Below are 26,921 nucleotides of genomic sequence, written 5' to 3'. Positions count from 1 at the left end.
CAGGGCCGTGCCATCATCCTCTCCGACGGACCCGCCCCCAACACCTACGACTCGACCTCCATTCCGGGGTTCGGCGCCGCCGTCGCATGGCACACGCCACCCGGCGACATCGACCACATCACGGACCGTGACCCGGCCGCTGCCGACACCGACATTCCCGCCTTTCCGGCGCCCGGCGCGACCATCCTCCGCATCGCCGACTTCCCGCCTGACGCGGCCTATCCCGATGACGCCGAATCGGTCATCTTCAGCGAGCTCGACGCGCATGACGAGGCCGCGGCGGGCAATGAACACAGTGGCGGCAGGCACTTCTGGTTCCACCGCACCGATTCACTCGACTACGCGGTGGTGCTCAGCGGCGAGATCACACTGCTGGTAGACGACGGTGAGACCACCGTGCGCGCGGGCGACGTGGTCATCCAGCGCGCCACCAGTCATGCGTGGTCCAATCGCACGGATCGCTCGGCGCGCGTTCTCTTCGTGCTGCTCGGCACGCCGCCCCTGTCGGCCGCGGAGATCGCCGAGCAGCGCACGTCGATGGCGGGCTCGCGCGTCGGCTAGCGGGAAGCCGGCTGCGCGGTCGATCCGCGGACGACCAGCTCGGTGGGCAGTTCGATGGCCCCCTCGAACGCGGTCTGCCCGAGCGCGATGCGCCCCGCGAGGGCGCCGAGCTCGTGGAACGGTGCCCGCACGGTCGTCAACGGCGGGGTGAGGTCGGCGACGAGCAGCATGTCGTCGAAACCCACGACAGATACGTCCCCGGGCACGTCGAGTCCGCGCCTGCGCAGTCCGTTGCGGGCTCCGACCGCGACGAGGTCGGTGACGCACACCAATGCCGTGATCCCTTCGTCAATCAAAGGGAACTCGGCGATCGTCGCCTCCGCGGACTCGATGTCGTTCGCCGTTCGCAGGACGATTCGCTCGTCGACGTCGAGCCCGGCGGCGGCAAGCCCTTCGCGGTATCCACGGAAGCGCTGCAGTGGAGTGGAGGATTCCTCGTCGAGGTCGATGTAGCCGATGCGCCGATGACCGAGTTCGACCAGATGGGCGACGGCGGCTCGCACCCCGCCGACGTGGTCGTAGTCCAGGCTCGCCACGTGCGGGAGTGACGCCAGCGGCGGCCGACCGCACAGAATGAGCCTCGCCCCGACCATCTCCAGAGCGTCGGCGTATTCGGCGATCCTTGCCTCGAACTCCTCGCCGACGGGCGTGGAGCCCACGAGCAGCACGGCCGCGGCACGCTGCTCCCGGAGCGAGTAGATCGTCTCCCGCTCTCGCTGCACGCTGCTGTGAGTGGTGCACAGGAGGAGCAGATGGCCGCCGGCGGTGGTGACTTCCTCGACCCCGGAGGCCATCGCGGCGAAGGTCGGGCCCACCATCTCGCCGGAGACGAAGGCGACACTGCGCCGGCCGACTCCCATCATCGATCGCGCCAAACCGTTGGGGACATAGCCGATTTCGGCGGCGGCGGCCGCGACGCGCTCGTGAGACGAAGTACGGGTGGGCGCACGTCCGGACAGTGCGCGTGAAGCCGTGGCGACCGACACGCCCGCAAGGCGGGCGACGTCGCCGAGATTCGGCGTTCCGAGGCGCTCGGGCCCCGGCGCCGACGCCGGCCGGGGGGCGGACGGGGCGTCGCTCATGCTCAGCGGCTCGGTCGACGCGCTGCCGAGGCGGGACCTTCGGTCGGGGCGTCGTCAGCGCCCGCCGCCCAGCGGGCGAGAGCGGCGATGAGCGTGCGATGGCCCGCAGACTCGTACGAGCGCTCGTCGTGCCCCAGAACATCGACGGCGACGCGGGATGCCCCGTGCGTGCGGATCCAGGCGGCGGGTTCCGGGGCATCGCTGCCTTCGTGGTGCGCGAGCACCGTGGAACGGCCGAGCCGCTGAAGTCTGCAGTAGCGCTCATCGAACACGGCGAACTCGCCGCCAGTCGTCCCGTTCGGGAGTGCCTCGAATCGGATGACCGTGTCGTCGGCGGGCGGATGGAACGACAGGGTCGGCACCCACATCGCACCGATGGCCGGCGCCCACTCGGGGTAGTCGCGCATCGAGGTGACCGCCGCGTGCAGAGCGAGGACCCCGATGCCGCGCCGGAGCGCGTGAGCGAACTGGTCGACGGCGGCTTCGGGCGCGGTCGAGCCCTCTTCGCCCCGCCAGGGGTCTCCCGCGTTCACGATCAGCAGGTCCGCCCCGTCGAGGCGTCCCATCGCGGAGTCCACCTCGTCGATGATCGTCTCGAAGCCAGCTCCCTGGAGAATCTCTGCCACCAGTGCGCTCGTCTGCGGGTAGGGGTGCCAGGGGTCCGCGTAGCGGCCGGTGCCGCTGGCGATCATTGCGCGCACTGTTGTCCTCCATCGGCAGGCGGTGACGCCGTGGGCCACGCCCCGTCCTTGAGATCCTATCGTGATGCAACTAGTTGCAGGATCGGCTTGGAAAACGCTCTCCCATCTTCTACTCTGGCTTGTATCGCGCCCGTCCGGGCCGAGATCAAGGGAGATGACATGTACAACGCAACGACGCGACGGGCCAGCGGTCGGCTCGGGCTCGCAGTCGCCGGGCTGACCATCGGCGGGCTCGCGCTGGCCGGGTGCTCGGGTGGGGGAGCCGACCCCGCGACCGAGAAGACCGAGATCCGATTCCTCTACGCGACGGGCGATGAGACCTGGAACTCGGTGGTCGACTCTCTCGTCGAGACGTTCAACGAGCAGAGCGAGACCACCACGGTGGCGCTTGACCCGCTGCCCGCCGGCACCGACTACCCGACCGCGCTCAAGACCGTCGACGCCACCGGGAGCTGGCCGGCGATCGTCGACATGCGGGACACCCTCACGTACGCGAGCGCCGGAAAGCTGGCGCCCATCCCCACCGAGGTCACCGACCTTCTCGAGCCGTCCGCCTTCGCCGCGGCGGAAGACGGCAACGTCTACACGGTGCCGTACAGCGCACTGAACGGCGAGCTCGGACTCAACATCATCTACAACCGTGACTACTTCGAGGACCACGACCTCGAGGTGCCCGAGACGTACGACGACTTCATCGCGCTCCTCGACGCGATCAAGGCCAACGGCGACGTCCCTCTCGCGACGGCGGCGGCGGAGATCTGGCCCTCCGACCAGCTGTGGAAGCCGCTCGCCGCCCCGACCTTCGCCAAGTACTCGAACGACGGCGGGTTCTGGAACGTCGCCGCGGAGGGCGGCGCCTCCATGGAGGACCTGCGTGAGCCGCTGGAGCGTCTGCAGAACATCATGGACAACTACGTCCTCGAAGGCTGGCAGTCGACCGCCGACGCGCAGACGACGACGCTGCTCGTCAATGGACAGGCGGTGATGGCGACCTCCTCGGCCGGCATCGGGCGACTGATGGACATCCAGAAGGTCGACCCCGACTTCAACGCGGGCCTGTTCATCATTCCCGACGATGACGGCAAGATCAACGTGCTCAAGAACAGCGTCGTCGGCGACACCGCGGGAGGTCTCGCGATCTCGTCGCAGGCTGCGGCGGATAAGAAAGAGTACGCGTCGGCGGTCGAGTTCCTGAAGTACTTCTACTCGGTCGACGCCGCGAACCTCATGGAGGAGAAGGGGTGGATCTCGCCGAACATCCTCGCCTCCGATGAGGTGAAGCGCAACACCGAGATTCCGGGAGCGGAAGACTACTTCGCGCTCCTCGACAACCCGAACCTCGTCTGGTACGAGAATTCCCCGACGATGACCACCTTCAGTGCGTTCGGCACGTTCTTCCGGCAGGCCCGCGTCGAGATGCAGGACGGCCAGACGACGCTCGACCAGATGATCGCGAAGACGCAGGCGGAGTTCGACGCCCAGGTCGCCGCGGCGGGCTGACCAGGATTCGGGGTGGGCGGCCCCCGGCGCCCACCCCCGGAGTCGGACCCGGCGCCCACCCCGGAATCGGATCGTGCGGCGCCCACCCCACGGGTGGCAGGCATGCCCAGAAGGAGCACCAATGAGCGAGCAGAGCACCCAGCAGGGGCAGGACATCGCGGTGAAAGTCGCGATCGGTCTCAGCGGCGAGCCCCCGCTGGATACCACCCCATCGCGTCGGCGCCGGCGTCCCGGCCTGCACGATGACGGAGGCCGGCCGGGAAGGCGAGTCAACCGCGGTCGACTGGTCATGTTCGCATTCGTGCTGCCCGCGCTGGTCGTGTACCTGCTGATGGTCATCATCCCGTCCCTGCAGTCCGTCCAGCTGAGCCTGACCAATTGGGACGGCATCAGCCCGACGTACGACTTCATCGGCTTCGACAACTACTCGCTGATCCTCACCAGCAGCCGATTCTGGAACGCGGTGAAGAACACGCTCATTCTCGGGCTGGGATCCGCGGTCATCATCAACGCGATCTCATTGATCGTCGCCCTCATGCTCGACAGGCTCACCCACTTCCAGGGACTGTTCCGCACCGCGGTCTACCTTCCGGCCCTTGTCAGCGCGTTCATCATGGCGACGATCTGGAAGTACCTCCTCAACTTCAACTTCGGCTCCGTCAACAACGTCCTTCGCGACCTGGGACTTGCCGACTGGACCCGCGACTGGCTCGGCAACAGCGACATCGTCGTGGGGGTCCTTCTCTTCATCGTGTGCTTCACCCTCGGTGGCAACACGACCCTCATCTACCTCGCGAACCTCCAGTCCGTGCCGCAGGAGCTGCTCGAGGCGGCGCGCATCGACGGCGCCGGCAGCTGGAAGGTGTTCTGGAACGTCACCTGGCCGATGATCGCCGGTGCGGTCACCGTCAATATGACCCTCGCGCTGATCGCCGGATGGGTCATCTTCGATCAGGTGCTGGTGCTCACCTCGGGGGGCCCCGGGTTCGTCAGCGAGACGATGGCGTTCTTCATCTACAAGGTCGGCTTCGGCGAGTACCGAGCGGGCTACGGAAGCGCCGCGGCCGTGGTGCTGTTCATCGTCGTCATCATCAGCACCGTCGCCGCGAACGCGTACATGCGCAAGAGGGAGATTCAGGCATGACCACGCAGGCGCTCACCACGACGCGAAAAAAGCGCACGTCACCACGCGAACGGCGGAAGTGGACGATCGGCGAGGTCATCGTCATGGTGGTGCTCGCCGCGCTGGTCGCCATCGTCGCATCCCCGGTGCTCTACGCATTCCTGAACTCCTTCCGCACCTACGCCGAGATCACCCGCGATCCGATGGGCCTGCCCACATCGTTCACCCTCGACAACTACGTCGCGCTCTTCCAGCAGACCGACTACGCCGAAGCGGTGCTCAACACGGTCATCATCACCGTGGGCACCGTCGTGCTTCTGCTCGCGATCGTGCCGATGGCCGCCTACGGCATCGAGCGGATCGGTGGAAAGTCCTCCCGCTTCCTCTACGTCCTGTTCATCGCGGGGCTCATGATTCCCTTCCAGGTGCGGATGATCCCGCTCGTGAAAGGCTTCAACGAGGTCGGGCTCTACGGCACCCTGACCGCCGTCATCCTGGTGCACCTCGGCGGGGCGGCGAGCTTCGGCATCCTGCTCTACTGCAGCTTCATCAAGAGCATTCCGATCGAGGTGGAGGAGGCCGCGCACATGGACGGCGCAGGCCGGATGCGGACGTTCTGGTCGATCGTGTTCCCGATGCTGCTGCCCGTGACCAGTGCCTTCGTCATCATCCAGGCGCTCGGGCTGTGGAACGACTTCTTCATTCCGCTCGTCTTCCTCGACTCGTCGAGCGCGGGTACCATCAACGTCGCCATCAACCGGATGGTCGGCCTCCTCACCTCGCAGTGGCAGCTGATCTACACCGGCGCGATTCTCGCGATCGTGCCGTCGGTCGCGATCTTCGCGGCGTTCCAGCGGTACTTCATCAAGGGCATGTCAGTGGGGGCGGTGAAGGGATGACGAGCAATGGGCTGCGGACGACGGCTCGTGCCACGCGGCTGCAACGGGCCATGGCCTATGACGGCGTCATCCCGGCAATGCTGCGCGCGATCTTCCAGTACTTCGTCGTGTCGGTCTGCTTCGTCACCTCGCTCATCCCGCTTATCGCCTTCCAGGTGCTGGTGACCTGGCAGCCGACCCATCTCGCCATCTGGCTCGCCGCCCTCTCGGTTTCGCCCCTTCCGATCGGGCTCTACGCGCTCCTGGCTTCCGGCCGCGAACTCCTCGCCGGCGGCAGCGATGCCCACGGCGGCCGCGTCTTCTGGCGCGCGTTCTCGACCGCGGCGAGGAGGCTGTGGTGGATGTCGCTCGTCACGTCGGCACTGGCAGGTCTGCTCGGCTACGACGTCGCCGTGACGGGCGCCGGCGACGGCGCACTGCTGCTCGTGATGGGCGTCGCCGCCGCCTGGACGGCACTGCTCATCGGCGTGTGCGTCGCGGCGCTCGCTTTGCCGGCGGCACGACCGGCGACGCTGCTCGCCGAGGCGTCGATCGGCGCGGTGCGCCGACCCCATGTGGCATTGAGCTGGCTGCTGCTCACCGGGATCGCGCTCGCGCTCACCGCGATGCCGCTCATCGGACCGAGCCTGGCGCTGTTCGTCCCCGCGGGGGCGGCGGTGTGCATCCTCATCTGCAGCGACGCCCTGGGGTTCACGCCGACGAAGGCGGTCGACCAGTGAGCGTCGACGTGCCGATCGTCGGTCAGCGCGAGCGCGCCGGGAGCGGACCCTTCTGCGTGGAATGGAGCGCGGACGGGCCGGCCGCGCTGACGGTCGATGGATCCGGGTGGCTCGGTCGTACGGGCACGCCGCTGGTGGAGGTCTTCGTCGCCGGCGAGCAGCGCGCGCGCACGAGTCAGGCCTACACGCGATCGGCGATCGGCGCGCGGCTGCGCGTGTGCGAATGGTCGAAGGACGATGACCGAGTGGCGCTCACCCAGCGCGACGAGAAGACGGGATTGCTCGTCCGCACCGTCATCACGGCACCGGCCGGAACCGGCGCCGTGCGAATCGAGAGCACGTTGCAGAACGATTCCGCCGCCCCGTTGACGGTCACCGCCGTCGTCTCCGCATCCTTCGGAATCGCCCACTCCGAGGCGGAGATCGCCGATGTCGACGTGCTGCTGGCCGCCAGCGAGTGGCTCGCCGAGAATCGCTGGGAGCGGTCCCCGCTGCGTCGCCTACTGCCGGAGCTGTCGCTCGGCATCCACGCGCAAGACGGCCGCGGGCACTTCGGGCAGACCAGTCACGGGACGTGGTCGACCGGGGAGAACCTGCCCGTCGGCGTGATGGTGCACCGCGACGGAACCGCGTTCGGGTGGCAGGTGGAGACCAGTGCCGGGTGGCACGTGGATCTCTCCCAGGGTCGCGTCGGCGCCGTGCTCTCCCTGCTCGGTCCCACCGAGTCGGAGCACCAGTTCGCACGGAGGCTGTTGCCGGGGGAGAGCTTCGACGCTGTCCCCGTGGCACTTACCGTCTCGTCGGCGGGTGCCGACGGCGCATTCGCCGAGCTGACGCGGTATCGCCGTTGGCTTCGCCGTGCCGCACCGGAGCACGGCTGCCCGATCGTCTACAACGACTTCATGAACACGCTCATGGGCAACCCGACGACCGAAGCGCTGATGCCGCTCATCGCGGCGGCGGCCGAGATCGGGGCGGAGGTCTTCTGCATCGATGCGGGATGGTTCGCCGACCCCTCGATCGGCGATTGGTGGGCGACCGTCGGAGAGTGGGAAGAAGCCACGGGGCGCTTCAGCGGGGGACTGACCGCGGTGGTCGAAGAGATCCACGCCCGCGGGATGCGCTCCGGCATCTGGCTGGAACCCGAAGTGGTCGGTGTCCAGAGCCCCGCCGCTCGAAGCCTGCCGGAGGCGGCGTTCTTCCACCGTTTCGGCGAGCGCGTGCAGGAGCACGAGCGTTTTCACCTCGATCTCCGGCATCCCGCCGCTCGTGCGCACCTCGACGAGGTGGTCGACCGCCTCGTGCGCGACCGTGGGGTGTCGTACCTCAAACTCGACTACAACATCAACGCCGGCGTCGGCACCGACGATGACGCCACCGCCCCGGGCGACGGACTGCTGGGGCACACCAGAGCCCTCCGTGATTGGCTGGTGGCGGTGCAGGAGCGTCATCCCCGTCTCGTCATCGAGAACTGCAGTTCGGGAGCGATGCGGGCCGACTACGCACTGCTGGCGGTCACCCACCTGCAGTCCACGAGCGATCAGCAGGACCATCTGCGCTACCCGCCGATCGCGGCCTCGGCCCCGGCATCCATCCTCCCCGAGCAGTGCGGCAACTGGGCGTATCCGGCCCCCGAGATGACGGACGAGGAGACCGCGTTCACGCTCGTGACGGGTCTCAGCGGCCGGCTCTACCTGTCGGGGTTCCTCAACGAGCTGCGCCCCACGCAGCGCGCCCTCGTCGCGGACGCGGTCGCGGTGCACCGGCTGCTGCGTGACCGGCTGCCCGCCGGCATCCCGTTCTGGCCCTGCGGCCTGCCGTCGTGGGAGGACGACGTCGTCGTTCTCGGCATGGAATCTCCCGAGGGCACGCTGCTGTTCATCTGGGACAGGGGCGTGGATGCCGCGGAGCTGCTCTGCGCGAACGTGTACGGCCGGGCCGAACAGGTGTTCCCGGCGGCCGCTCCCGGCTGGACGGCGACGACGGTCGCCGGAGGTCTGCGCGTGCGCACGAGCCCCGGCGTCGGTGCGCGCGTGTACCAGGTGCGGCACCCCGGGGACGCAGAAGGACGCGCCGGGTTGCAGGGGCGCGAAGATAGGGCACTGGAGGAAGGCACCCGATGAAAGCACTGATGGCAATGGCGGGCTCGGCGGTTCCACTCGTCTTCTCGAACGAAGCGCTCCGGCGCCTCGCCGGCATGGTCGAGGTGGACACGGACCGGATCGTGACGTCGTTCGACGAGATGACCCCCGCAGATCGCGCCGACGTGGAGCTGCTTGTCACCGGGTGGGGCGTGCCGTCGCTCGGCGTCGCCGAGCTCGATGCCCTGCCCTCGCTGCGCGCGATCGTGCATTGGGGCGGCGGAGTGGCGTTCCTCGACCCGTCCGTCGCCCATCGCGGCATCGCGGTGTCGTCGGCGCGTGCCGCGAACGCCATTCCGGTGGCCGAGTTCACCGTCGCCATGGTGGTGCTCGCCGCAAAGGACGCGTTCTGGGTCGCGCGCACGTATGCCGCGGAACAGCGCTTCATCGACCGGGAGCGCGAACTCGCGCACACCGGCCTCTACCGGGCCACCGTCGGCATCGTGGGAGCCTCCAGCATCGGAACGCTCGTGATGGAGATGCTCAAGCACTACGACGTCGAGGTGCTGCTGCACCATCCGCGCGCGACGCCCGAGAGGGCCGCGCAGCTCGGTGCCGAGCTCGTCGACGACCTGGAGGAGCTCGCCCGGCGCTCCAGCATCCTGTCGGTGCACACCCCCGACATTCCCCAACTGCGGGGCATGATCTCGAGGGAGGTGCTGGCGGCTCTGCCCGAGAACGCGACGCTCATCAACACGGCACGCGGTCGGCTCGTCGACCAGGACGCGCTCATCGCCGAGCTGGCATCCGGGCGCATCCGGGCGATCCTCGACGTGACCGAACCCGACGTGCTTCCGGCGGGTCATCCTCTGTACACGATGCCGAACGTCTTCCTCACCCCGCACCTGGCCGGTTCGATGGGCAGCGAGCTGCGCCGGCTCGGCGATTCCGCCACCGACGAAGTGGCGCGCTTCGTCGCGGGCGAACCGTTCGCCCACCCGATCACCCCCTGAGGAGGCGCTTAATGGTCCTGGCCCGAAACCCCGTCCTGCGCGGCTTTCACCCCGATCCCTCGATCGTCCGCGTCGGCGCGGACTACTACCTCGCGACGAGCACTTTCGAATACCACCCGGGCGTGCGCATCCATCACTCGACCGACCTCGCCCACTGGGACGTGCTCACGCATGCGCTCGGCGATGACCTCGACTTGCGCGGGGTCCCCGACTCCGGCGGGGTGTGGGCGCCGAGCCTCAGCTTCTCGGAGGGGAAGTTCTGGCTCGCGTACTCGATCGTGCGAACGATGGATGGCGACGACAAGGACATCGGCAACTACCTCATCACCGCCGACGACATCCAGGGACCCTGGAGCGCGCCGGTCTTCCTCGGCTCGCGCGGGTTCGACTTCTCGTTCTTCCACGACGATGACGGCACGCACTGGATCGTCGGCGTGCAATGGGATCATCGGCCGGGATACCCGGCCTTCGGCGGGCTGGTGCTCGAGCAGTACCTTCCCGCGGAGCAGCGCACCACCGGCGAGGCCACGGTGATCTATCGGGAGGACGGGCTCGTCGAGGGCCCGAACCTGTACCGCATCGACGGCTGGTACTACCTGCTGATCGCGTGCGGCGGCACCGGCTGGAACCACGGCATCACGCTCGCGCGGTCGCGCACGATCGCCGGGCCCTACGAGCGCGACGCCGAGCCGGCCATCCTCACGAGCAGGGACGCGCCCGGCATCCCGCTGCAGAAGGCCGGCCACGGCGAGCTCGTCCAGACGCCGAACGGCGAGTGGGCTCTCGCCCACCTCGCCGCGCGGCCCACCCTGCACTTCGGTGAGCGCTACAGCACACTGGGACGCGAGACGTGCCTGCAGCGGGTCGCGTTCACCGCCGATGGATGGCTCCGTCTGGCGCAGGGCGGCCATCACGCCGCCGTCGACGTCGAGTTCGATTCCGGCGCGGACGCTCCGGTCGACACGTCCCTCGAGCGATCGTGGCGCGAAGAGTTCGATGAGCGCACGCTCGATGCCCGAAGGTGGGCGACGCTGCGAGCACCGCTCGACGGTGAGACCGCCGATCTGAGCGCACGGCCGGGCTGGTTGCGCCTGCGCGGCGGCCAGTCGACGGCATCCGTCTTCGATCAGTCGATGATCCTCACGCGGGTCGAGGAGCACGCCGCCACGTTCGAGGTGCTGATGGATGCCGAGCCGCGGTCATCTCGCGAATCCGCCGGTCTTATCGCGTGGTACGACCGCAACGGCTGGATCTGGCTGCAGACGACGTGGGAGGCCGAGCACGGACGGCACGCGCGTGTCGTGCGACGGGATGCCGAATCGACCGCGCGTTCCGAGCCCATCACGCTACCCGAAGGTCCGATCCGCCTTCGCGCCACCATCGACGGCGCCACGGTGCGGTTCGCGGTCGCTTCCGAAGACGCCACGGAGTGGGTCGAGGTGCCGGGAGACTACCCGGCATGGACGCTGTCGGACGATCACGGGCACCGGCTGCGCTTCACGGGCATGTTCTTCGGAGTTCGTGCCGAAGACCTGGACGGCCGCGGCTGGACCGCCGACTTCGACGACGTGAGGGTGAGCTTCCGCGAACGCGAGGGGTGATCCACGGCAGCTGCCCGCGTCACCCCGCCGTCGACTGCAGGTCGTAGGCAAGCCCCTCGATGGCATCCGCCGGGGCCGGGCCGCGCGCGAGGAGCTTTCGAGCGCGGATGTGAATCCGCGGGCTGTTGAGTGTCTCGACGGCCGTCAGCAGGCCGTCCCGCACGCGAGCAACCGTGAGCCGCCGACCATTCTCCTCGACCACCACGGCGTCGTCCGAGGGCACGGCGATGCCCGCGATCTGCAGGTTCTGTCCTGCCTGATGGCTCCAGAACCACGGCGTGGCCGCGTACACGTCGCCGGCGCCGGACCCCGCCAGGGCGGCGGCGAGGTGTCGGGCCTGGTCGACGGCGTTCTGCACCGACTCCAAGCGAACCATCTCGCCCACGTGAGGGTGGGGGTAGTTCGCGCAATCGCCGATGGCGTAGATCGCCGGGTCGCTGGTGCGCAGTGAGCCGGTGACCACGATGCCGTCGGCGGTCGCGATCCCCGCTGCCGCGGCGAGTTCGAGGTTGGGCTGCGCGCCGACGGATACGATCACGAGGTCCGCGGGGACTTCGCGGCCGTCGTGGAGTTCGACGCCCGTCGCGTGACCATCCGCGCTCACGATGCGCGCCACGCCCGTGGCCAGCAGGAGCGTGGTTCCGTCAGAGGCATGCCGCGCGGCGAGCGCTCGGGCGGTCGGCGCGCTGAGCGAGCGGCCGAGAAGCGCCGGGGCACTCTCGATGACGGTGACCCGACCGAAGTGCGCCGCGGCCGAGGCAAGCTCGAGCCCGAGGAATCCGCCGCCGATGATGACGATGTCGGCCGCTCTCCGCAGCGCGGACAGGAGCGACTCGGCATCCTCTCGCGTCCGCACGACATGCACGCCGTGCGCCGACGCGCCCTCGAGAGGCAGCGCGCGCGGTCGCGCGCCGGTCGCCAGCACGAGCACGTCGTAGGCGAGCGGGTCCCCGTCGTCGAGCGCTACCGTCCGCCGTTCGCGGTCGATGCCGATGACCGTGGTTCCGGCGAGCAACTCGATCGAGTCGCGGGCAAGCAGTTCGCGGCTTCGGGTGACCAGGTCGGCGTGCGTCTGATCGCCGGTGAGGAAGCCCTTCGACAACGGCGGCCGTTGGTATGGATCGCCCGGTTCGGTGTCGACGATGACGATTCGACCGATCCATCCGCATTCGCGCAGAGTGACCGCGAGCGTCAGGCCGCCCTGGCCACCGCCCACGATCACCACCGTCCGATCGATGCCGGCCGGTTCGGGCACGTTCATACCTGCCGCTCGGGCAGTCGAACGGTCAACGCGTCGAAGTGCGCGGTGGCCCGCAGCTGACAACCCAGTCGGCTCGCCCCTTGGCGTGGCGATGCCGTGCACTCCAGCATCTCCTCCTCGTCTTCGCTCATCTCAGGAAGCGACGCAGGCGGGTCGTCGACATACACGTGACACGTGGCGCACATCGCCTGTCCGCCGCATTCCCCCACGATTCCGCGGATGCCGTTCTGCACCGCCGCGCGCATGACGGAGATGCCATCGGCCGTGAGGGTCTCCTGCGTGCCGTCCACGTGGATGAACGTGATCGTCGACATGGGCGCTCCTTCTGCGTCGAGGGACTGTCGCCGACAGCGAGCCGACACTTGATCGTCTGCCATTCGACTAACCCGTGTAAAGCGGGAATCGTCTGTCTGATTACCCGGAGCATCCGGGGTTAGGGGTATGGTTCAGGCATGGAGTCCCTCGGCGCCGGCATGATGCCCTCCGCTCCCTCACCGTCTTTCACGATCAGGCAACTCGAGTGCTTCGTGGCGGTCGCGCGCTGCGGATCGATCTCGAAGGCGGCCGATGTCGTTCGCGCCTCCGATTCGGCGGTCTCGGACGCGCTCACCGCGATGGAGCGGGCTCTCGGGGCCACGCTCTTCCACCGCCGCCGTTCGAAAGGCGCCACCCTCACCTCCGACGGGCTGGCCATCCTGCCCCTCGCACATCGCATGCTCGATGATGCCGAGGAGCTCTCGGCGGCCGTCGGGCGAGCCGCCGGCACCCTGATCGGCCCCGTCCGGGTGGGTGCCGTCGACACACTGGCGCCGGTCGTGCTGCCCAGACTGATCGCGCTCATGCGCGAACGCCACCCGGCGGTCCGGGTGGTGTTCCGCACAGGAGATCAACCGACGCTCGCGGATGCGCTCGCCAGCGCGGAACTGGACCTGCTGATCACCTTCGACATCGATGTGCCACCTGAGTTGCGGCGGCGTCCGATGTTCTCCACGCAAGCGTCGCTCGTCGTCTCGTCAGACCATCCGCTTGCCGCGCGAGAGTCCGTGAGCCTGGAGGAGGTCGCCGACGAGCCGATGGTCCTGCTGGACATCTACGCGAGCCGGGTCCACACCATGGAGCTGATGTCGAGCCGATCCATCACGCCGCGTATCGCGTACCGGACCGACAGCTACGAGCTCTGCAGGTCTCTCGTGGGGCGGGGCCTCGGGTACACGCTGCTGATGCGGCGCTTCATCGACGCGCAGACGTGGGACGGGCGCACCGTTTCGTTCGTCCCGATCTCGCCCGCACCGCGCCGGGTCGACATCCTCGCGGCGTGGGTCGATGGCACCCACCCGCCTCGGCTCGCCGCGCTGATCGAAGCGGCCGCTGCCGTCGGGCAGGACATCGACATGGGGTGAGTCGGTCTCTAGGGGTGAGTCGGTCTCCCCGGCGCGCCCGGGATTGTTGCGGTGGAATCCCCGCTTTCGCCGGAAATGCGGGCACGGCATACTGCCGTTGACCGACGAATCCGGCAACGAGTCGATGCGAAGGAGCACAACGATGACCGAAGCAGCCGATGTCGGGGTCGCCGATCCGCCCGTGGCGGACTGGTTCGACCCCCACGCGATGATGCGGGATCCCTATCCCACGTATGAACGACTGCGTGCGCTCGGCCCCGTCGTGCACGTGCCCCGAATCGGCCGCTACCTCCTCACGACCCACGCGGCGGTCACGGCCGCCGAGCAGCATCCTGAGTCGTTCTCGTCGTACTCCGAGACCAACCTCACCATGATGCGTGCCATCGGCGGGCGTCCGATGCTCCGCAAGGACGATCCGGATCACGGCGTGGAACGCGGTGCGATAAACCCGACGCTGCGACCCCGGCAGGTGACCGACATGTGGTCGCCCGCCTTCGCGAAGAACGTGGAGACCTGGCTGGATCACCTCGAGCAGGTCGGGCCGGACGATGCCGACCTGAATCGCGACTTCGCGGCACCTGTCGCAAGCAAGAACCTCATCGACATCCTGGGTTTCCCGGAGGACACCGATGTGAGATCGATGCAGCGGTGGTCCACGGACTTCATCGCGGGCACGGGAAACATCCTCGATGACCCCGAGATCTGGGCGCGCTGCGAGGTCAGCCAGGCGCAGGTCGACGCGGTGCTCGAGGACCTCCTCCCGGCCCTGCGTCGCCGGCCTGATGCATCGATCACCTCCCACCTTCTCGAGGTGGGTCTTCCGGATCCGGTCGTCCGCGCCAACGTGCTTCTCACGATCTCCGGCGGGATGAATGAGCCTCAGCACATGATCAGCAACATCGTGTGGGCCCTCGATGCCCATCCCGACCAGCTCGCGTCGGTGCGCAGCGGCGACGTCGACTGGGGCGCAGTGTTCGAGGAGGCCGTGCGGTGGGTCTCGCCGATCGGCATGCTCCCGCGCGAAACGGTCGAGGAGATCGAATGGTTCGGCGCTCGCATCCCCGCGCGAGCGAACGTCGGTCTGCTCCTGGCCTGCGCGAATCGGGACGAGAGCGTCTTCGCCGACGCAGACCGATTCGACGTGAACAGGAACGCGCGCGGGCATCTCGGGTTCGGAAACGGGGTGCACATGTGCGCGGGTCGCTGGGCGGCGAAGGCGGCCGTCGGCGAACTCGCGCTGCCGCGCCTGTTCGAGCGGTTCCCGAAGCTCCGCGTCGACCAGGAGCGTGAGACGACGTGGGACGGATGGGTGTTCCGGGGCATCACCGCGCTGCCCGTCACGTGGTGACCGGCCCACCGGCGACCGCGCGCGCGATGGTGCGCGGCCTTCGGGCTACGATCGAGTCGCCTCGTCGAGCGACGGATCGGCGCGAGAGAGGACCGATATGGCATCGACGACACCACCGGAGGACGGCCGCGTCGCGGCTTCGCGGATGTTCCGGGAGCTGACCTTCAGCGCCACCGCGGCGCACCGCAACGGCGAGCTCGGGGCAGCGACCGTCGGCCAGAGCCTCGCGCGGTGGCAGATCCTCGACACCCTGTCCGATCAGCGCCTGACCATGCCGCAGATTGCACGACAGGTGCGCCAGAGCAGGCAGAGCATCAAGCGTGTCGTCGACCTTCTCGAAGCCGAGGGGCTCATCGAGCGCTTCGACAACCACGGGCACCGTCGCTCCCCGCTTTTCACGATCACGGGGGAGGGCGACCGGATGCTGGGGCTGCTGGCCGCGAGCGTCTCGGACTGGTATGCATTCGTGCTGGAACGAATGCCCGCAGAAGAGATCCGCGCCCTGACGGATCAGCTGGCGCATCTGCGGACGATCGCCGACGAATACCACCAGCTGGCGGCATCCGACTGACGTAAACAGCCTGTCATGTTGACAACATGTTGACATGTCGGCTCCCCTTCCGTAGATTGCGTAGCGACAGCGCATCGGCGACTCGAAGGGGAGGCCACGCAATGGCAGCACTCGACACTGTGGATCCGGCCACCGGCCTGCACGCAGGAACATTCGGTCTGGGAACGTTCGAGAGCGGGGGCAGGGTCTTCGCGGGTCTCGTGCTTCCGGGCGGCGGCATCGTCGATCTTGCGCCCGACTTCGGGGACGTCGCGGGGATCTTCGAGGGCTGGCGCACCCACTTCGACCGGCTGCGGGACATCGCCCGCGATCGGCAGCCCACGGCACGACTCGACGATGTTCGCGCCCTGCCCCCGGTGGCCCGCCCGAACCTGATGTGCTCGGGCTCGAATTACGCCACGCACGTGGCCCAGATGCTGAGCAAGAACTCGTTCAACAAGCACGATCGGCGCGAAGGGGAGACCGACGAAGACGTGTATCAGCGCGTCTATGCGAAGACGGCGGCGCGACGAGAGAGCGGCACCCCGTTCGTCTTCACGACGCTGCACTCCGCCCTCGTCGGAGCGACCGACGACATCGTGCTTCCCGCGCTGGGTGATCAGCCCGACTGGGAGCTCGAGCTCGGCGTCGTCATCGGAGACGCCGGCCGGTTTCTCACGCTGGACGAGGCGCAGGCGTCGATCGCCGGCTACGTCATGCTCAACGACCTCGGCACCGTCGACATCTTCCGCCGCACCGACATCCACTTCGGCTACGACTGGATCTCGAAGAACCAGCCGACGTTCAAACCGCTCGGTCCCTTCATCGTGCCCGCTCCGTTCCTCCCCACGCTCGAGGGCATGAAGGTGGATCTCCGCGTCAACGGCGAGGTCATGCAGGACTGGCCCGTCGATGACTTCATCTTCAGTCCCGCTCAGGTCATCGCATACCTCTCCGAGCGGGTCCGGCTGATGCCCGGCGACATCGTCGCGATGGGCTCACCGCCGGGAAACGGAGCGCATCACGGGGGTCGCTTCCTGCGGGACGGTGATGTCATCGAGGCCTCGATCACGGGGCTCGGGCGACAGCGCAATCTCTGTCGCGCGGAAGACATCGGCGGGCGCACACCCGTGTTCGGACTCTGGACGAACGCCCCGGACGAGCCGCTCGCCGCGCCGGCCTGATCGAAGGAGAATCATGGCCACTCTCGTGTACACCACGATCGTTCCGCACGACCCCACACTTCCGGCGATGGTGGCGAACGCCGACGGCGGGCATCCGGTCTTCGCGCAGATCCGGCGCGACTACGACCGGATCCGCGCCGGCCTGGCCGAGGCATCCCCCGATGTCATCGTGTTCGCCTCCGGCGACCACTTCAACCAGTGGTTCTACGGGAACATCCCAGCCTTCGCGATCGGCAAGGGCTCGGTCTCGTCGGGGCCGTTCGGGTGGGAGCGAGAGGTCTACGGCATCGGCTCGTATGCGGCGCCCGGTCACCACGACCTGGGCCGACACCTGCTCGAAGGCGCCCTCGCCGACCACTTCGACGTCGCCGCATCGGATGTCTACGGCATCGACCACGGCTTCACAGTGCCGTTGACGTTCATCCGGCCCGAGCAGGACTTGCCCGTCGTGCCGGTCTGGACGAACCTGCTGGTGCCGCCGATCCCGCCCGGCCGCCGCTACTACGACCTCGGACGCATGCTCCGCCGGGTGGTCGAGTCGTACCCTGACGACCTTCGCGTCGCGCTCGTCGCCACCGGGCACATGACCAACTCGGTCGGCGGGCCGGGCATGATCAGCTTCACCCAGCAGCCGGTCACGGAGTGGGATCTGCGCACGTGGGAGCTGTTCACGAACGGCCGCGTGGATGACCTTCTGCCGGAGTGCACGTGGGACAAGCTGTACGCGCAGGGCAACGGAACCCCGGGCTTCATGGCCCACCTGGTGGCATGGGGTGCCGTCGGGGGAGCCCTGCCGAGCTGGTCGGAGCTGACCTCTTCGCCGGTGTCGTTTCCGAACCCGTTCGTCGAATGGGACGAACTGCGCATCGCGGAGGGGAGCAGACGATGACCCAGCTCGGGATCAACACCGCGCTCTGGAACGTGTACACATCCGAGGCGAATGCGCGACTGATTCGCGAAGACCCGGACACCTACCTGGCCGAGTTCGAGCTGAGCGAGGCCGAACGCGTCGCGCTCGCCCAGCAGGACTATCGCACACTGCTGGAGCTGGGCGCCCACCCCTTCCTGATGTTCAAGATGGCATTCCGCCTCGCCGGCGGCTTCTCGATGGAGTTCATCGAGAACTACGTCGGCCAGCTCCAAGGACTGTCCCTTCGGGACATCGTCACGTAGGTCCCGCGCGCACGCCGAGACACCAGCGAAAGGATAAAGATGTCCACAACGCCCCACATCGATACCGAGCGGCTCGCACGCGCCTGGCGCGACAGCGGCGACCCGAACAAGCACCTGCTGTGGGATCGGGAGCTTCCACTCTCGCCGGCGGCGCAGGCGCAGGTCGTTCTCGACGAGTCGACCACGATCTCACCGATGCCGAACTACGGGTCTCTGATCGGCGTGTACCTCCCGTGGCAGTACACATCGTGGATCGACGAGTCGAAGTCGTTCCACGAGACGTGCTACCTCGGTGACTGGTCCTGGTTGCGCAAGTACCGGATCACCGGTCCCGACGCTCTCAGGCTGCTGCGCGACAGCGTGGCGAACGATGTCGACAACTTCGAGATCGGGCAGATCAAGCACATCATCTCGACCCGCGACGACGGATTCCTCATCGGCGACGGCGTGTGTCTGAAGCTCGCCGACGACGACTTCCTCTGCACGGGTGGCGTGACCTGCTCCGAGGGGATGATGTTCCGCTCGCAGGGATACGACGTGACCACGTCGGACGAGAGCAGCGGGAGATTCCTGTTCTCCGTCCAGGGGCCGACGTCCATCCATGTGATCGAGCGCGCGGTCGGCCGCAGCATCCGCGATATTCGGTTCGCACGATTCGCCGAAGCCGACATCGACGGCAGGACGGTGCGCCTGGTGCGTATCGGCATGTCCGGCGAGCTCGGCTACGAGGTGCACGGAGACAGCGCCGACGCCTCGGTCGTGTGGCAGGCGCTCAAGACGGCCGGAGCACAGTTCGGCCTGCGGCAGCTCGGCCTTCGGACCATGCTGCTGAACCACCTCGAGTCGTACATCCCGACCCAGTTCCTCGACTACGTTCCGGCGATCTTCGAGGGAGAACTGGAACAGGTGATGTCTCAGGGCTATCGCTCACCCATCACCCTCGGATGGGGGAACCTCATCGACTGGAATCACGAGTTCGCCGGTCGCGAGGCACTGCGCCGAGAGATGAGCGAAGGCATCCTGACGACCGTCACGCTCGAGTGGTCCAGCGAGGACTGCATCGACGTGATGGCCTCGCTCTTCCGCACAGACGACGAGCCGTACGAGCCATTCGGGTTCCCGATGGCAGCGTCCGAGGGGGGAGTTCCCTCGCCGCATGGAGTGTTCACTGTCGACGGACATCAGATCGGCGCAACGGTCAGCCGCGGCTACAGCGTCAACTATCGGGTGATGCTCTCCATCGCGACGATACCCCGCATGTTCGCCGAGGAGGGCACCGAGCTGATGGTGCACTACGGGTCGCCGGAGCGCACGAAGCTGATCCGCGCGACAGTGCGCCCCACGCCCTACAAGCCGGATGCGCGACGCGTCGACGTCGCGACCCTTCCGAGTCACCTCTAGCCCGCGCCGCGGCGGACATCCTCCCCACGCCAGGACCCGAGACACGGAGGGGGTGGCGCGGTGACCCGCGCCACCCCCTCCGCCACCTCACTCGGCGGTCGGGATCCAGATGCGCATGCGGGACGGACCGCGCTCGGCCCACTCGTGGTAGCGCACCAGGGGCACCTCGACGGCTTCGGATTGCTCGGCGGACTCCTCCGGGGTGGCGTATGGCCACGCGGCTTCGGCGGGCCGCGGCGCGGCCTTCACGCTGATCCATGCCCGGTCGCCATCGAACCGCGGTGCTGCGGCGGCATCCACGCGCACCCTGTCGAACTCGAGGGCGGGCGGGAGATCCACGGACTCGAGGGCGAAGACCTCGGGTCCCCGCTCGAAGGCGACGGTCCCGCGGACCGCGTCGACCCGATCGTCCGGGGCGACGAGTCGCAGCGGCATCTCGAGGATCAGCTCGAACCGGTCTCCCGCGCGCATCCCCTCCACGACGGCATAGCCTGGCGCAACGTCGCGGGCATCGCCATCCCGCAGAAGCACACCGTGGTCGGCCCACGCCGGCACCCGAATCGACACGTCTACCGTCTCGGTCTCGGCCCGCTCGACCGAGACGACGACACGGCCCGTGCTCGGGTAGTCGGTGCTGAGGCCGAGCACGGTTGCTCCGGCGTTGATCGTTCCGGCGACGAACTGATGAATCTGCACGGATCGGCCGTCGCCGGTCGCGACGTACGCGCCGAGGCTTGCGAGCGTGCGCGCGACGTTCGGTGGGCAGCACGAGACCTCGTACCAGGCCTGCCGTCCGGCCGCTCCACCGCGGATCACGACACCGTCCTCGTTGAGGGGCGGGGGCGTGTGGTCGGAGCGCTGATGGAGCGTGTTCGCGTAGAAGAAGGCTCGCCCGTCTTCGCTCGGTGAGGTCGCGACGATGTTGTAGAGCGTGCGCTCGATGAGGTCGGCGTACTTCGCCTGGCCGGTGGCCAGGAGAAGCCGCCAGCTGAACATGATCGAGGCGACACCTGCGCAGGTCTCGCAATACGAGCGGTCGGGGGGAAGCACGAAGTCCTCGCCGAAGGCCTCGTCCATGTGATGGGAACCCATCCCGCCCGTGATGTAGGTGCGCCGGGCAATGGTGGCATCCCATTGCCGCGCGAGGGCATCGAGCAGTTCGACGTCGCCCGTCTCGACGGCGACGTCGGCCGCGCCGGCCGCGAGGTAGAGCGCACGGACGGCGTGGCCCCGCAGCACGTCCGCGTCGCGCACGAGGAGGTCGTCCTGCCAGTAGGCCGCTCCGAACTCGAAGAGCGGGAGGGTGCCTGTGCCGCGCCGTTCGACGAAGACCGACGCCTGATCGAGGTATCGCTGCTCACCCGTCTCGCGGTAGAGCTCCACGAGTGCGAGCTCGATGCCTGCGTGCCCGCACACCTTGTTCAGGCCGTCCGCGCCGAACATCACGCAGACGTGGTCGCCGAGCGCACGAGCGATGTTCAGGAGACCGTCGCTTCCCGTCGCCCGGTGGTGAGCGACCGCGGACTGGATGAAGTGTCCGAAGCAGTAGAGCTCGTGCCCCCATTTGAAGTCGGAGTAGCGGGGTGCCTGCCACGCGCGACCGAAGAGCGTGTGCAGATATCCGTCCGGATCCTGGGCCGCCGCGAACACGGCGGTCAGCCGGTCGGCGATCGGACCGAGGTCCTGCTCCCCACGGCGCACGTGATCCCACGCGATCGCCTCCAGCGTCTTGTACAACTCGGAGTCGGCGAACTCGCGCCCTCGATGCTCGTACCGGCGGCCCTGGCCTGCTGCCTCGAGGTTCTCCAGCCAACCGAGGCGAGTCATCCATTCGATGGCGTGGGGGATCGTCGCGTCGGAATTGCGGGTCTGGCGAACCCCCCAGAAGCCGCCGTCCAGCGTGACATCCGACACGCCCATCGGCGTGAGCAGGGTCCGGGAAGTGGCCACCGTGGCGGTCGTGGCCGCGGTGGGTGTTGTTGGTGCCATCGTGGGGACTCCCTCGTTGTGTTAGTTCTCGAAATCACTGGTGCGATTGCGACGGTGTGCGAAAATGTTCGACATGAATCCGAAACTCACGTCGCGAGGTGAGGTCGAGCCCGCTCGGGAATCGGTCAGTCTCGCCGACGTCGCCAAACGCGCCGGTGTGTCGGCGTCGACCGCCTCGAAGGCGCTCAACGCCAGGACCGACGTAAACGACGCCACGCGAGCGCGGGTCGAAGCGGCCGCGAGAGAGCTCGGGTACGTGCCGAACACGATGGCCCAGGGGCTCACCGGCGCCAAGACGGGCACCGTCGGCGTGATCACGAGCGATCTGGAGGGCCGTTTCGCGCTCCCGATCCTGATGGGCGTCGAGGACGCCCTCGGAACCGATCGGGTCCTGACATTCCTGTGCGACGCGCGCGGCGACGAGGTTCGCGAGCAGCGGCTCGTGGCTGCCCTCCTCGCGCGTCGCGTCGACGGCATCATCGTCGTGGGCCGCCAGACGGACGCGAGGGCGTCCCTCGGCGCGTTGAGCGTGCCCGTGGTGTACGTGTACGCGTTCTCCGACGATCCGGCAGACGTGTCGATCACGGTCGACAACGAGCAGATCGGGCGAGTCGCCGGCGAGCACGTGCTGGGCGCGGGTCGCACGCGCATCGCCCACATCAGCGGCGAAGCGCACCATCGGGCCGCACGCGATCGCCTGACGGGGCTGCAGCACGCGTTGCGAGCGCAGGGCCTCGAACTCACCGCTCCCGCACTGTTCGGGGACTGGTCGGAGGCCTGGGGCCGCGCCGGGACGGAGGTCCTGCTGTCGTCGGACTCGCTGCCGGACGCGATCGTCTGCGGAAGCGACCAGCTCGCACGGGGCGCGCTCGATGTCGTCCGCGACCGCGGACTGGCGGTGCCCGAGGACATCGCGGTGATCGGGATCGATAACTGGACGGCGCTGGCCGAGAATTCGCGGCCGGCCCTCACGACGGTCGACATGGAGCTGGAGAAGCTCGGAAGAATGGCGGCATACCGGCTCCAGCGCGCAACCGCCGGCGACAAGCGAACGGGCACGGAGAGGCTGCCGGGCAGGGTGGTCATCCGGAACTCGACGATTCTGCGGCGCTGATCACGACTTCACGGCCCCCACGGTGAGGCCCTCTTTGAGCAATCGGTACGTGAAGAAGAACAGGACCATGATCGGAACGGACGTGATGACGCCGAGCGCCATCAGTCCCGGCCAGTTGACGCCGTACGACGACACCTGCTGCGCAAGCAGCGCGCTCAGCGGGTAGTTCGCCGGCGTCAGGAAGAAGTTCACCGCGTAGAGGAATTCCCCCCACACGATGAGGAAGACCAGCGTGGCGGTCGTGGCCACGCCGTTTCGCACCACCGGGAGGACGATCGAGCGGAACACGCGGAATCCGCTCGCGCCGTCGACCGCACCGGCTTCTTCGAGGGCGAGCGGGACGGCGCGGAAGAAGGGTCGCATAAGGATGATCGCGAACGGCGTCATCAGGGCGGCGTCGGCGAGGATGACGGCGACGTTCGTGTCCAGGATCCGAAGACCCCCGAAGACCTGGAACAGCGGAATGACGGTCGCCGTCTGAGGCACCATCTGCAAGATGATGAGGCCGCTGAGCACAACGGTCGGGACCCAGCCGCCCACGCGCGCAAGACCATAGGCCGCCGGCACCGCGATGAGCACGACGATCACCGTCGAACTCGTCGCGATCACGACGCTCTGCTGCAGCGCAGTGAAGAGCGCCGGTGTGATCACCGCCCCGTATGCGTCGAGGGTGGGGGTGAACAGCAGGCTGGAGCCGAGCACGTCGTTGCGCGGCGTGAAGGAGGTCAGCACGATCCACAGCATCGGAACGAAGTAGGCGATGCCGAGCAGCACGCGCATGCCCGTGCTCACCGGCCGACGGGTGCTCCCGGCGAGGGCGGTCATTCGCGTTCCTCCTTGAGAACACTCCGGGCGTACACGCCGGCGAGGACGATGACCAGGGCAACCGTCACGACCGCGGTGGCCGCGCCCGCCGAGAAGTCGTAGCCGATGAAGGCCTGCTGGAAGCTCATGTAGGGGAGGGTCTGGGTGGCGACGCCCGGGCCGCCCTTGGTCATCACATACACGAAGTCGAAGCTGCGGAACGCGTACACGACCGTGAGCACGGCCAACACGATCGTGGTCGGGAACAGCGACGGCAGGATGATGTGGCGGAACTCCTGCGTCGGGTTGGCGCCGTCCAACTGGGCGGCTTCGAACAGTTCGTCGGGGATGTTGAGGATCGCGGCGCGGAACACCAGCGCGTTGAAGGGGATGACGGCCCACGCGTTGACGATGGCGACGGAGACGAGCGCATACCGCGCGTCGTAGAGGAACGGGAACGGTTCCACGCCGAAGGCCGTGATGACGGTGTTCAGCAGTCCGTCCTCTGCGAGGAGGAACTTCCAGACGCTGCCGTTGACGACCGGCGGAAGCGCCCAGATGAACACCATGAGCGCCATGATCGCCCCGCTCACCCGAGATCGTCCGCGCAGCGCCACCGCCGCACCGATTCCGATCGCGAGTCCGAGCGCGGTGACCAGGCTCACGAACACGAGGGTGCGGCCGAGCCCGGCCTGGAGGGTGCCGGCCTCCAGGCCGTCGATGAAGTTCTGCAAGCCGACGAACGGCCACTCGCCATGAAGGTTCTGCACGCTGACGTCGCTGAGCGACATGCGAACGAGCTGCACGAGCGGATAGATCGAGAGCGCGGCGAGGAAGATGCCGGCCGGCAGGATGTACAGCCACTGCCGACTCCTCCGGCGCCGGCGGGGAGGCGCCGATGCCGGCGCGAGCCGATCCACGGTCTCTGCGGTCGTCACTGTCGACGCCTCCCCTCTGAACATGAGCGTTCTCCGCCTACTTGAGGAGCTTCTCGAGCTCGGACAGGAACGCGGCGGCAGCATCGGCCGGGCTGGTCTGCCCGCCGAGCGCTGCACTCCATGCCTGACCGTTGGCGAGGATGGTGGCCTCGTTGTTCTGCGGCGGAATGACCGTGTCGGGGAACGGCGCCCCCTGAGTGGCGATCGCCTCCGAATAGGCGCTCAGATAGGGGTCCGACGAGATGGCGTCGTCGCCGGCGGCGTCCGAGCGGGTCGGGATGCTGCCGACGAGGTCGAGTGCCGTGAGCTGACCGTCCTTGCTGAAGAACGTCTCCTCGAGGTACTGCCACGCGAGGTCTGGGTGCTTGCTGAAAGCGCCGATCGCCTGCGCCTCGCCGCCGAGGTAGACCTTCGCTTCGGGCCCTGCGGGAATGGGCACGACGCCGTAGTCGAACGAGGCGTCGCTTGCGAGCGTGCTGAGCTGCCAGTTGCCGTTCTCGGCGAACAGCGTCTTCCCGCCGAGGAACTCGGTGAACGGGATGTTCTGGTCCCACGTGGCCACCTGCGGAGACAGCCAGCCGTCCTCGACCCAGCCACGGACCCGAGTGAACGCGTCCACGAGCGGGGCGGTCTGCGGGTCGTCGTAGCTGAAGCCCGCAGCCGTCAGCCAGGGGTAGGCCTGGAACGCGCCCTGCACATCGGGCTGCCCGGCGAGGGTGATCCCCTGGTAGCCGGCGGCCTTCGCCGCTGCCATGTCGGTCTCGAGCTCGTCGATGCTGGTGGGCGGCTCGAGGCCGAGCTCGTCGAGAATGGTCTTGTTGTAGATCAGGCCGAGCAGGTTGACGTATCCCTGGACCGAATAGATCTCTCCCTCGACGCTCGTGACTGCGCCTTCGGCGATCTCCGAGGCATCGTCGAAGGCCTCCCACTGGGACGTGATCGGTGCCAGAGCGCCGCCGCCGATCAGGGTCGTCGCGCTGTAACCGTCGAATACGACGATGTCCGGCCCGGTCTGGGTGCCGACGGCTCCGACGAGCTTCGAGTTCAACTGGTCCTGAGGCACGTAGACGTTCTCGACGGTCACGCCCTCGTGGGAGGCCTCGAACGTGCTCTTGAACTCATCGAGCATCGCGACCTGGTTCTCGAGGCTGTAGTAGTGCCAGACCGTGATCGTCTCGCCGTCGCCGCTGCTGCTGCCGGCACCTGCCGGCGTGCAGCCGGCGATCGTGAGCGCGGCGGCCGTGGCCACCGTGGTGATCGCCGCCAGTCGTGGCAGCAGGCGGGCCTTCTTCGTCATGCGTTGCATTTCAAACTCCCTTGTTCGATGCGCCCGTGAAGTCGGCGCGGACAGAGCCCGCATCGGGTCGGGCCCTCCGAAAGTAGCGAAAGCGCATTCGAAATGCAAGTCGAGTTCGAAATTGCGATCTGCGCCGACGGTGAGCGGATGCCGGCACGTCGATCCGCTACTTGATGGCGCCCATCGTGACCCCGGTGCGCCAGTACCGCTGCATCGCGATCATGATGATGGCCAGCGGAATGATCGAGATCAGCGCTCCCGTGATCGTGAGCGCCGTGCGGTCCACGGTCGTGTCCGAGCGGTTCACGAACCAGCTGTAGAGGCCGACGGCGAGAGTCCATTTGTCGGATCCGCGCAGCATCGTCAGGGGGAGGAAGAAGTTGTTCCAGTTCGCGACGAAGAGCAGAACGAAGATCGTGGCAGCGCCGGTGCGCATCATGGGCAGGACGATCTGCAGGAACGTCCGCAGCTCGGAGGCGCCATCGATGCGAGCGGCCTCGAGCAGTTCGTCGGGAACGACGCCGTCGACGTAGACCTTCGCGAGGTACACCCCGAATGGGGAGATGAAGAGGGGGATGAGGACCGCCCAGATCGTGTCGACGATCCCGAGCTGCGAGAACAGGAGGAACAGCGGAACGGTGATCAGCGTGCTCGGGATGAGGAACGAGCCGATCACGACGCCGAGCGCGATGCCTCTGCCGGTGTACTGGAACTTCGAGAGGGAGTAGCCCGCTGCGATCGAGATGAGCGTGCACACGCCCGCGCCGACGATCGAGTAGAGGAGGGTGTTGCCCATCCACCGGAAGAAGATGCCGTCGGAATACGTCGCGAGGTCGGAGAGGTTCTGACCCAGATTGAAGTCTGCGAACCACAGCCCGTTCGAGTTGTAGAGGTCCTGGCGGTTCTTCGTCGCATTGACGATGAGCCACCACACCGGCGCGATCGAGTAGAAGGCGAAGAGGAGAAGTCCGACGAGCGCAAGCGTCTGCTCGGGATCGCGCCGCCGCTTGCGGCGGGGGGTCTTCTCGGGGGCGACCGGGGCGGCGATCGTGGTGGCCTCTCGCACGTCGGCGCTCATGAGGACGCCTTCTGCTCCGTCGTCTTGTAGAAGAGGAACGAGAGAAGTCCGATGATGAGAGCGAGGATGACGGAGAGCGCCGCGGCGTAGTTGTAGTTGTTGCT

The 26,921-nt window shown here is 67.7% G+C and carries 25 protein-coding genes and 1 pseudogene; 16 read left to right on the top strand and 10 right to left on the bottom strand.

Features of this window, described 5'->3' with window-relative positions:
* Window positions 1-561: cupin domain-containing protein (locus VNT50_RS01210; protein WP_325483289.1), on the top strand; the 561-nt coding region annotated here is incomplete at its 5' end.
* Here VNT50_RS01210 and VNT50_RS01205 read toward each other — a convergent pair.
* From VNT50_RS01205 to VNT50_RS01200, 3 genes and pseudogenes are all read right to left on the bottom strand, one after another.
* Window positions 558-1,424 carry a LacI family DNA-binding transcriptional regulator gene (locus tag VNT50_RS01205; protein ID WP_325483288.1) on the bottom strand — a complete coding sequence of 289 codons (867 nt, stop codon included), beginning with the start codon at window positions 1,422-1,424 and terminating at the stop codon, window positions 558-560. The two genes, VNT50_RS01210 and VNT50_RS01205, sit on opposite strands and share 4 nt — an antisense overlap.
* Window positions 1,425-1,451: 27 nt before the next feature.
* Window positions 1,452-1,643: pseudogene (locus VNT50_RS14345) on the bottom strand (LacI family DNA-binding transcriptional regulator); the annotation flags it as partial.
* Between the two features lie 2 nt (window positions 1,644-1,645).
* Window positions 1,646-2,335 (bottom strand): ThuA domain-containing protein, encoded by a 690-nt coding sequence (locus VNT50_RS01200; RefSeq protein WP_325483287.1) that lies wholly within the window; start codon window positions 2,333-2,335, stop codon window positions 1,646-1,648.
* 168 nt (window positions 2,336-2,503) lie between these two features.
* Between VNT50_RS01200 and VNT50_RS01195 the strand changes: the two genes are divergently transcribed.
* The 7 genes from VNT50_RS01195 (at window position 2,504) to VNT50_RS01165 (ending at window position 11,280) form a co-directional block, all read left to right on the top strand.
* A complete protein-coding gene (locus VNT50_RS01195; RefSeq protein WP_325483286.1) occupies window positions 2,504-3,844 on the top strand; it encodes an ABC transporter substrate-binding protein in 1,341 nt (446 codons plus the stop codon).
* A 121-nt stretch (window positions 3,845-3,965) separates the two neighbouring features.
* A complete protein-coding gene (locus tag VNT50_RS01190; RefSeq protein WP_325483285.1) occupies window positions 3,966-4,988 on the top strand; it encodes a carbohydrate ABC transporter permease in 1,023 nt (340 codons plus the stop codon).
* Window positions 4,985-5,866, top strand: coding sequence for a carbohydrate ABC transporter permease (locus VNT50_RS01185; protein WP_325483284.1), 882 nt, complete (start codon window positions 4,985-4,987; stop codon window positions 5,864-5,866). The genes VNT50_RS01190 and VNT50_RS01185 overlap by 4 nt, the downstream gene beginning before the upstream one ends.
* On the top strand, window positions 5,863-6,585 hold the full coding sequence (locus tag VNT50_RS01180) for a hypothetical protein (RefSeq protein WP_325483283.1): 723 nt from the start codon (window positions 5,863-5,865) through the stop codon (window positions 6,583-6,585). The genes VNT50_RS01185 and VNT50_RS01180 overlap by 4 nt, the downstream gene beginning before the upstream one ends.
* Entirely contained in the window at window positions 6,582-8,708 is a 2,127-nt protein-coding gene (locus tag VNT50_RS01175; protein WP_325483282.1) for a glycoside hydrolase family 36 protein, read from the top strand. The genes VNT50_RS01180 and VNT50_RS01175 overlap by 4 nt, the downstream gene beginning before the upstream one ends.
* Entirely contained in the window at window positions 8,705-9,679 is a 975-nt protein-coding gene (locus VNT50_RS01170; RefSeq protein WP_325483281.1) for a hydroxyacid dehydrogenase, read from the top strand. Before VNT50_RS01175 ends, VNT50_RS01170 begins: the two co-directional genes overlap by 4 nt.
* A gap of 11 nt (window positions 9,680-9,690) precedes the next feature.
* The gene (locus tag VNT50_RS01165; protein WP_325483280.1) at window positions 9,691-11,280 is read left to right on the top strand and encodes a glycoside hydrolase family 43 protein; all 1,590 of its coding nucleotides are present in this window, start codon (window positions 9,691-9,693) and stop codon (window positions 11,278-11,280) included.
* A gap of 19 nt (window positions 11,281-11,299) precedes the next feature.
* On the opposite strand, the gene VNT50_RS01160 is transcribed toward VNT50_RS01165, so the two are convergent.
* Complete coding sequence (locus VNT50_RS01160) at window positions 11,300-12,541, bottom strand: NAD(P)/FAD-dependent oxidoreductase (protein WP_325483279.1); 1,242 nt, start codon at window positions 12,539-12,541, stop codon at window positions 11,300-11,302.
* The gene (locus tag VNT50_RS01155) at window positions 12,538-12,855 is read right to left on the bottom strand and encodes a 2Fe-2S iron-sulfur cluster-binding protein (protein WP_325483278.1); all 318 of its coding nucleotides are present in this window, start codon (window positions 12,853-12,855) and stop codon (window positions 12,538-12,540) included. The genes VNT50_RS01160 and VNT50_RS01155 overlap by 4 nt, the downstream gene beginning before the upstream one ends.
* Before the next feature lie 138 nt (window positions 12,856-12,993).
* Here VNT50_RS01155 and VNT50_RS01150 point away from each other — a divergent pair, with 138 nt between their 5' ends.
* The 7 genes from VNT50_RS01150 to VNT50_RS01120 all read left to right on the top strand — a co-directional run bounded on the left by VNT50_RS01150 (window position 12,994) and on the right by VNT50_RS01120 (window position 19,597).
* Complete coding sequence (locus VNT50_RS01150; RefSeq protein ID WP_325483277.1) at window positions 12,994-13,941, top strand: LysR family transcriptional regulator; 948 nt, start codon at window positions 12,994-12,996, stop codon at window positions 13,939-13,941.
* Between the two features lie 142 nt (window positions 13,942-14,083).
* Window positions 14,084-15,289 carry a cytochrome P450 gene (locus VNT50_RS01145; RefSeq protein WP_325483276.1) on the top strand — a complete coding sequence of 402 codons (1,206 nt, stop codon included), beginning with the start codon at window positions 14,084-14,086 and terminating at the stop codon, window positions 15,287-15,289.
* 97 nt (window positions 15,290-15,386) lie between these two features.
* Window positions 15,387-15,860, top strand: a complete 474-nt coding sequence (locus VNT50_RS01140) for a MarR family winged helix-turn-helix transcriptional regulator (protein WP_325483275.1) — start codon at window positions 15,387-15,389, stop codon at window positions 15,858-15,860.
* A 101-nt stretch (window positions 15,861-15,961) separates the two neighbouring features.
* Window positions 15,962-17,023, top strand: coding sequence for a fumarylacetoacetate hydrolase family protein (locus tag VNT50_RS01135; RefSeq protein WP_325483274.1), 1,062 nt, complete (start codon window positions 15,962-15,964; stop codon window positions 17,021-17,023).
* 13 nt (window positions 17,024-17,036) lie between these two features.
* Complete coding sequence (locus tag VNT50_RS01130) at window positions 17,037-17,912, top strand: DODA-type extradiol aromatic ring-opening family dioxygenase (protein ID WP_325483273.1); 876 nt, start codon at window positions 17,037-17,039, stop codon at window positions 17,910-17,912.
* A complete protein-coding gene (locus tag VNT50_RS01125; RefSeq protein WP_325483272.1) occupies window positions 17,909-18,196 on the top strand; it encodes a hypothetical protein in 288 nt (95 codons plus the stop codon). The genes VNT50_RS01130 and VNT50_RS01125 overlap by 4 nt, the downstream gene beginning before the upstream one ends.
* 39 nt (window positions 18,197-18,235) lie before the next feature.
* A complete protein-coding gene (locus VNT50_RS01120; protein ID WP_325483271.1) occupies window positions 18,236-19,597 on the top strand; it encodes a hypothetical protein in 1,362 nt (453 codons plus the stop codon).
* 87 nt (window positions 19,598-19,684) lie between these two features.
* Here the strand turns inward: VNT50_RS01120 and VNT50_RS01115 are convergent, their stop codons facing one another.
* The gene (locus VNT50_RS01115; RefSeq protein WP_325483270.1) at window positions 19,685-21,586 is read right to left on the bottom strand and encodes a glycoside hydrolase family 127 protein; all 1,902 of its coding nucleotides are present in this window, start codon (window positions 21,584-21,586) and stop codon (window positions 19,685-19,687) included.
* Between the two features lie 73 nt (window positions 21,587-21,659).
* On the opposite strand from VNT50_RS01115, the gene VNT50_RS01110 reads away from it, so the two are divergent.
* Window positions 21,660-22,700 carry a LacI family DNA-binding transcriptional regulator gene (locus VNT50_RS01110; RefSeq protein WP_325483269.1) on the top strand — a complete coding sequence of 347 codons (1,041 nt, stop codon included), beginning with the start codon at window positions 21,660-21,662 and terminating at the stop codon, window positions 22,698-22,700.
* On the opposite strand, the gene VNT50_RS01105 is transcribed toward VNT50_RS01110, so the two are convergent.
* The 4 genes from VNT50_RS01105 to VNT50_RS01090 form a co-directional block, all read right to left on the bottom strand.
* Window positions 22,701-23,525 (bottom strand): carbohydrate ABC transporter permease, encoded by an 825-nt coding sequence (locus VNT50_RS01105; protein WP_325483268.1) that lies wholly within the window; start codon window positions 23,523-23,525, stop codon window positions 22,701-22,703.
* Window positions 23,522-24,442, bottom strand: coding sequence for a carbohydrate ABC transporter permease (locus VNT50_RS01100; RefSeq protein WP_325483267.1), 921 nt, complete (start codon window positions 24,440-24,442; stop codon window positions 23,522-23,524). The genes VNT50_RS01105 and VNT50_RS01100 overlap by 4 nt, the downstream gene beginning before the upstream one ends.
* A 37-nt stretch (window positions 24,443-24,479) precedes the next feature.
* A complete protein-coding gene (locus VNT50_RS01095; RefSeq protein ID WP_325483266.1) occupies window positions 24,480-25,748 on the bottom strand; it encodes a sugar ABC transporter substrate-binding protein in 1,269 nt (422 codons plus the stop codon).
* 157 nt (window positions 25,749-25,905) lie between these two features.
* Entirely contained in the window at window positions 25,906-26,817 is a 912-nt protein-coding gene (locus tag VNT50_RS01090; RefSeq protein ID WP_325483265.1) for a carbohydrate ABC transporter permease, read from the bottom strand.
* Window positions 26,818-26,921 lie beyond the last annotated feature (104 nt).

It is taken from the genome of Microbacterium sp., from assembly GCF_035554235.1.
GTDB lineage: Bacteria > Actinomycetota > Actinomycetes > Actinomycetales > Microbacteriaceae > Microbacterium.
The sequence above is the reverse complement of the archived record's forward strand: the minus strand, read 5'-3'. Positions and strand labels throughout refer to the sequence as shown.

Excerpts from the sequence above, each read along its gene's own strand:
- VNT50_RS01205 (WP_325483288.1), bottom strand. The coding sequence starts at position 1,424 with ATGATGGGAGTCGGCCGGCGCAGTGTCGCCTTCGTCTCCGGCGAGATG.
- VNT50_RS01200 (WP_325483287.1), bottom strand. The coding sequence starts at position 2,335 with ATGATCGCCAGCGGCACCGGCCGCTACGCGGACCCCTGGCACCCCTAC.
- VNT50_RS01195 (WP_325483286.1), top strand. The coding sequence starts at position 2,504 with ATGTACAACGCAACGACGCGACGGGCCAGCGGTCGGCTCGGGCTCGCA.
- VNT50_RS01190 (WP_325483285.1), top strand. The coding sequence starts at position 3,966 with ATGAGCGAGCAGAGCACCCAGCAGGGGCAGGACATCGCGGTGAAAGTC.
- VNT50_RS01185 (WP_325483284.1), top strand. The coding sequence starts at position 4,985 with ATGACCACGCAGGCGCTCACCACGACGCGAAAAAAGCGCACGTCACCA.
- VNT50_RS01180 (WP_325483283.1), top strand. The coding sequence starts at position 5,863 with ATGACGAGCAATGGGCTGCGGACGACGGCTCGTGCCACGCGGCTGCAA.
- VNT50_RS01170 (WP_325483281.1), top strand. The coding sequence starts at position 8,705 with ATGAAAGCACTGATGGCAATGGCGGGCTCGGCGGTTCCACTCGTCTTC.
- VNT50_RS01165 (WP_325483280.1), top strand. The coding sequence starts at position 9,691 with ATGGTCCTGGCCCGAAACCCCGTCCTGCGCGGCTTTCACCCCGATCCC.
- VNT50_RS01160 (WP_325483279.1), bottom strand. The coding sequence starts at position 12,541 with ATGAACGTGCCCGAACCGGCCGGCATCGATCGGACGGTGGTGATCGTG.
- VNT50_RS01155 (WP_325483278.1), bottom strand. The coding sequence starts at position 12,855 with ATGTCGACGATCACGTTCATCCACGTGGACGGCACGCAGGAGACCCTC.
- VNT50_RS01150 (WP_325483277.1), top strand. The coding sequence starts at position 12,994 with ATGGAGTCCCTCGGCGCCGGCATGATGCCCTCCGCTCCCTCACCGTCT.
- VNT50_RS01145 (WP_325483276.1), top strand. The coding sequence starts at position 14,084 with ATGACCGAAGCAGCCGATGTCGGGGTCGCCGATCCGCCCGTGGCGGAC.
- VNT50_RS01140 (WP_325483275.1), top strand. The coding sequence starts at position 15,387 with ATGGCATCGACGACACCACCGGAGGACGGCCGCGTCGCGGCTTCGCGG.
- VNT50_RS01135 (WP_325483274.1), top strand. The coding sequence starts at position 15,962 with ATGGCAGCACTCGACACTGTGGATCCGGCCACCGGCCTGCACGCAGGA.
- VNT50_RS01130 (WP_325483273.1), top strand. The coding sequence starts at position 17,037 with ATGGCCACTCTCGTGTACACCACGATCGTTCCGCACGACCCCACACTT.
- VNT50_RS01125 (WP_325483272.1), top strand. The coding sequence starts at position 17,909 with ATGACCCAGCTCGGGATCAACACCGCGCTCTGGAACGTGTACACATCC.
- VNT50_RS01120 (WP_325483271.1), top strand. The coding sequence starts at position 18,236 with ATGTCCACAACGCCCCACATCGATACCGAGCGGCTCGCACGCGCCTGG.
- VNT50_RS01115 (WP_325483270.1), bottom strand. The coding sequence starts at position 21,586 with ATGGCACCAACAACACCCACCGCGGCCACGACCGCCACGGTGGCCACT.
- VNT50_RS01110 (WP_325483269.1), top strand. The coding sequence starts at position 21,660 with ATGAATCCGAAACTCACGTCGCGAGGTGAGGTCGAGCCCGCTCGGGAA.
- VNT50_RS01105 (WP_325483268.1), bottom strand. The coding sequence starts at position 23,525 with ATGACCGCCCTCGCCGGGAGCACCCGTCGGCCGGTGAGCACGGGCATG.
- VNT50_RS01095 (WP_325483266.1), bottom strand. The coding sequence starts at position 25,748 with ATGCAACGCATGACGAAGAAGGCCCGCCTGCTGCCACGACTGGCGGCG.
- VNT50_RS01090 (WP_325483265.1), bottom strand. The coding sequence starts at position 26,817 with ATGAGCGCCGACGTGCGAGAGGCCACCACGATCGCCGCCCCGGTCGCC.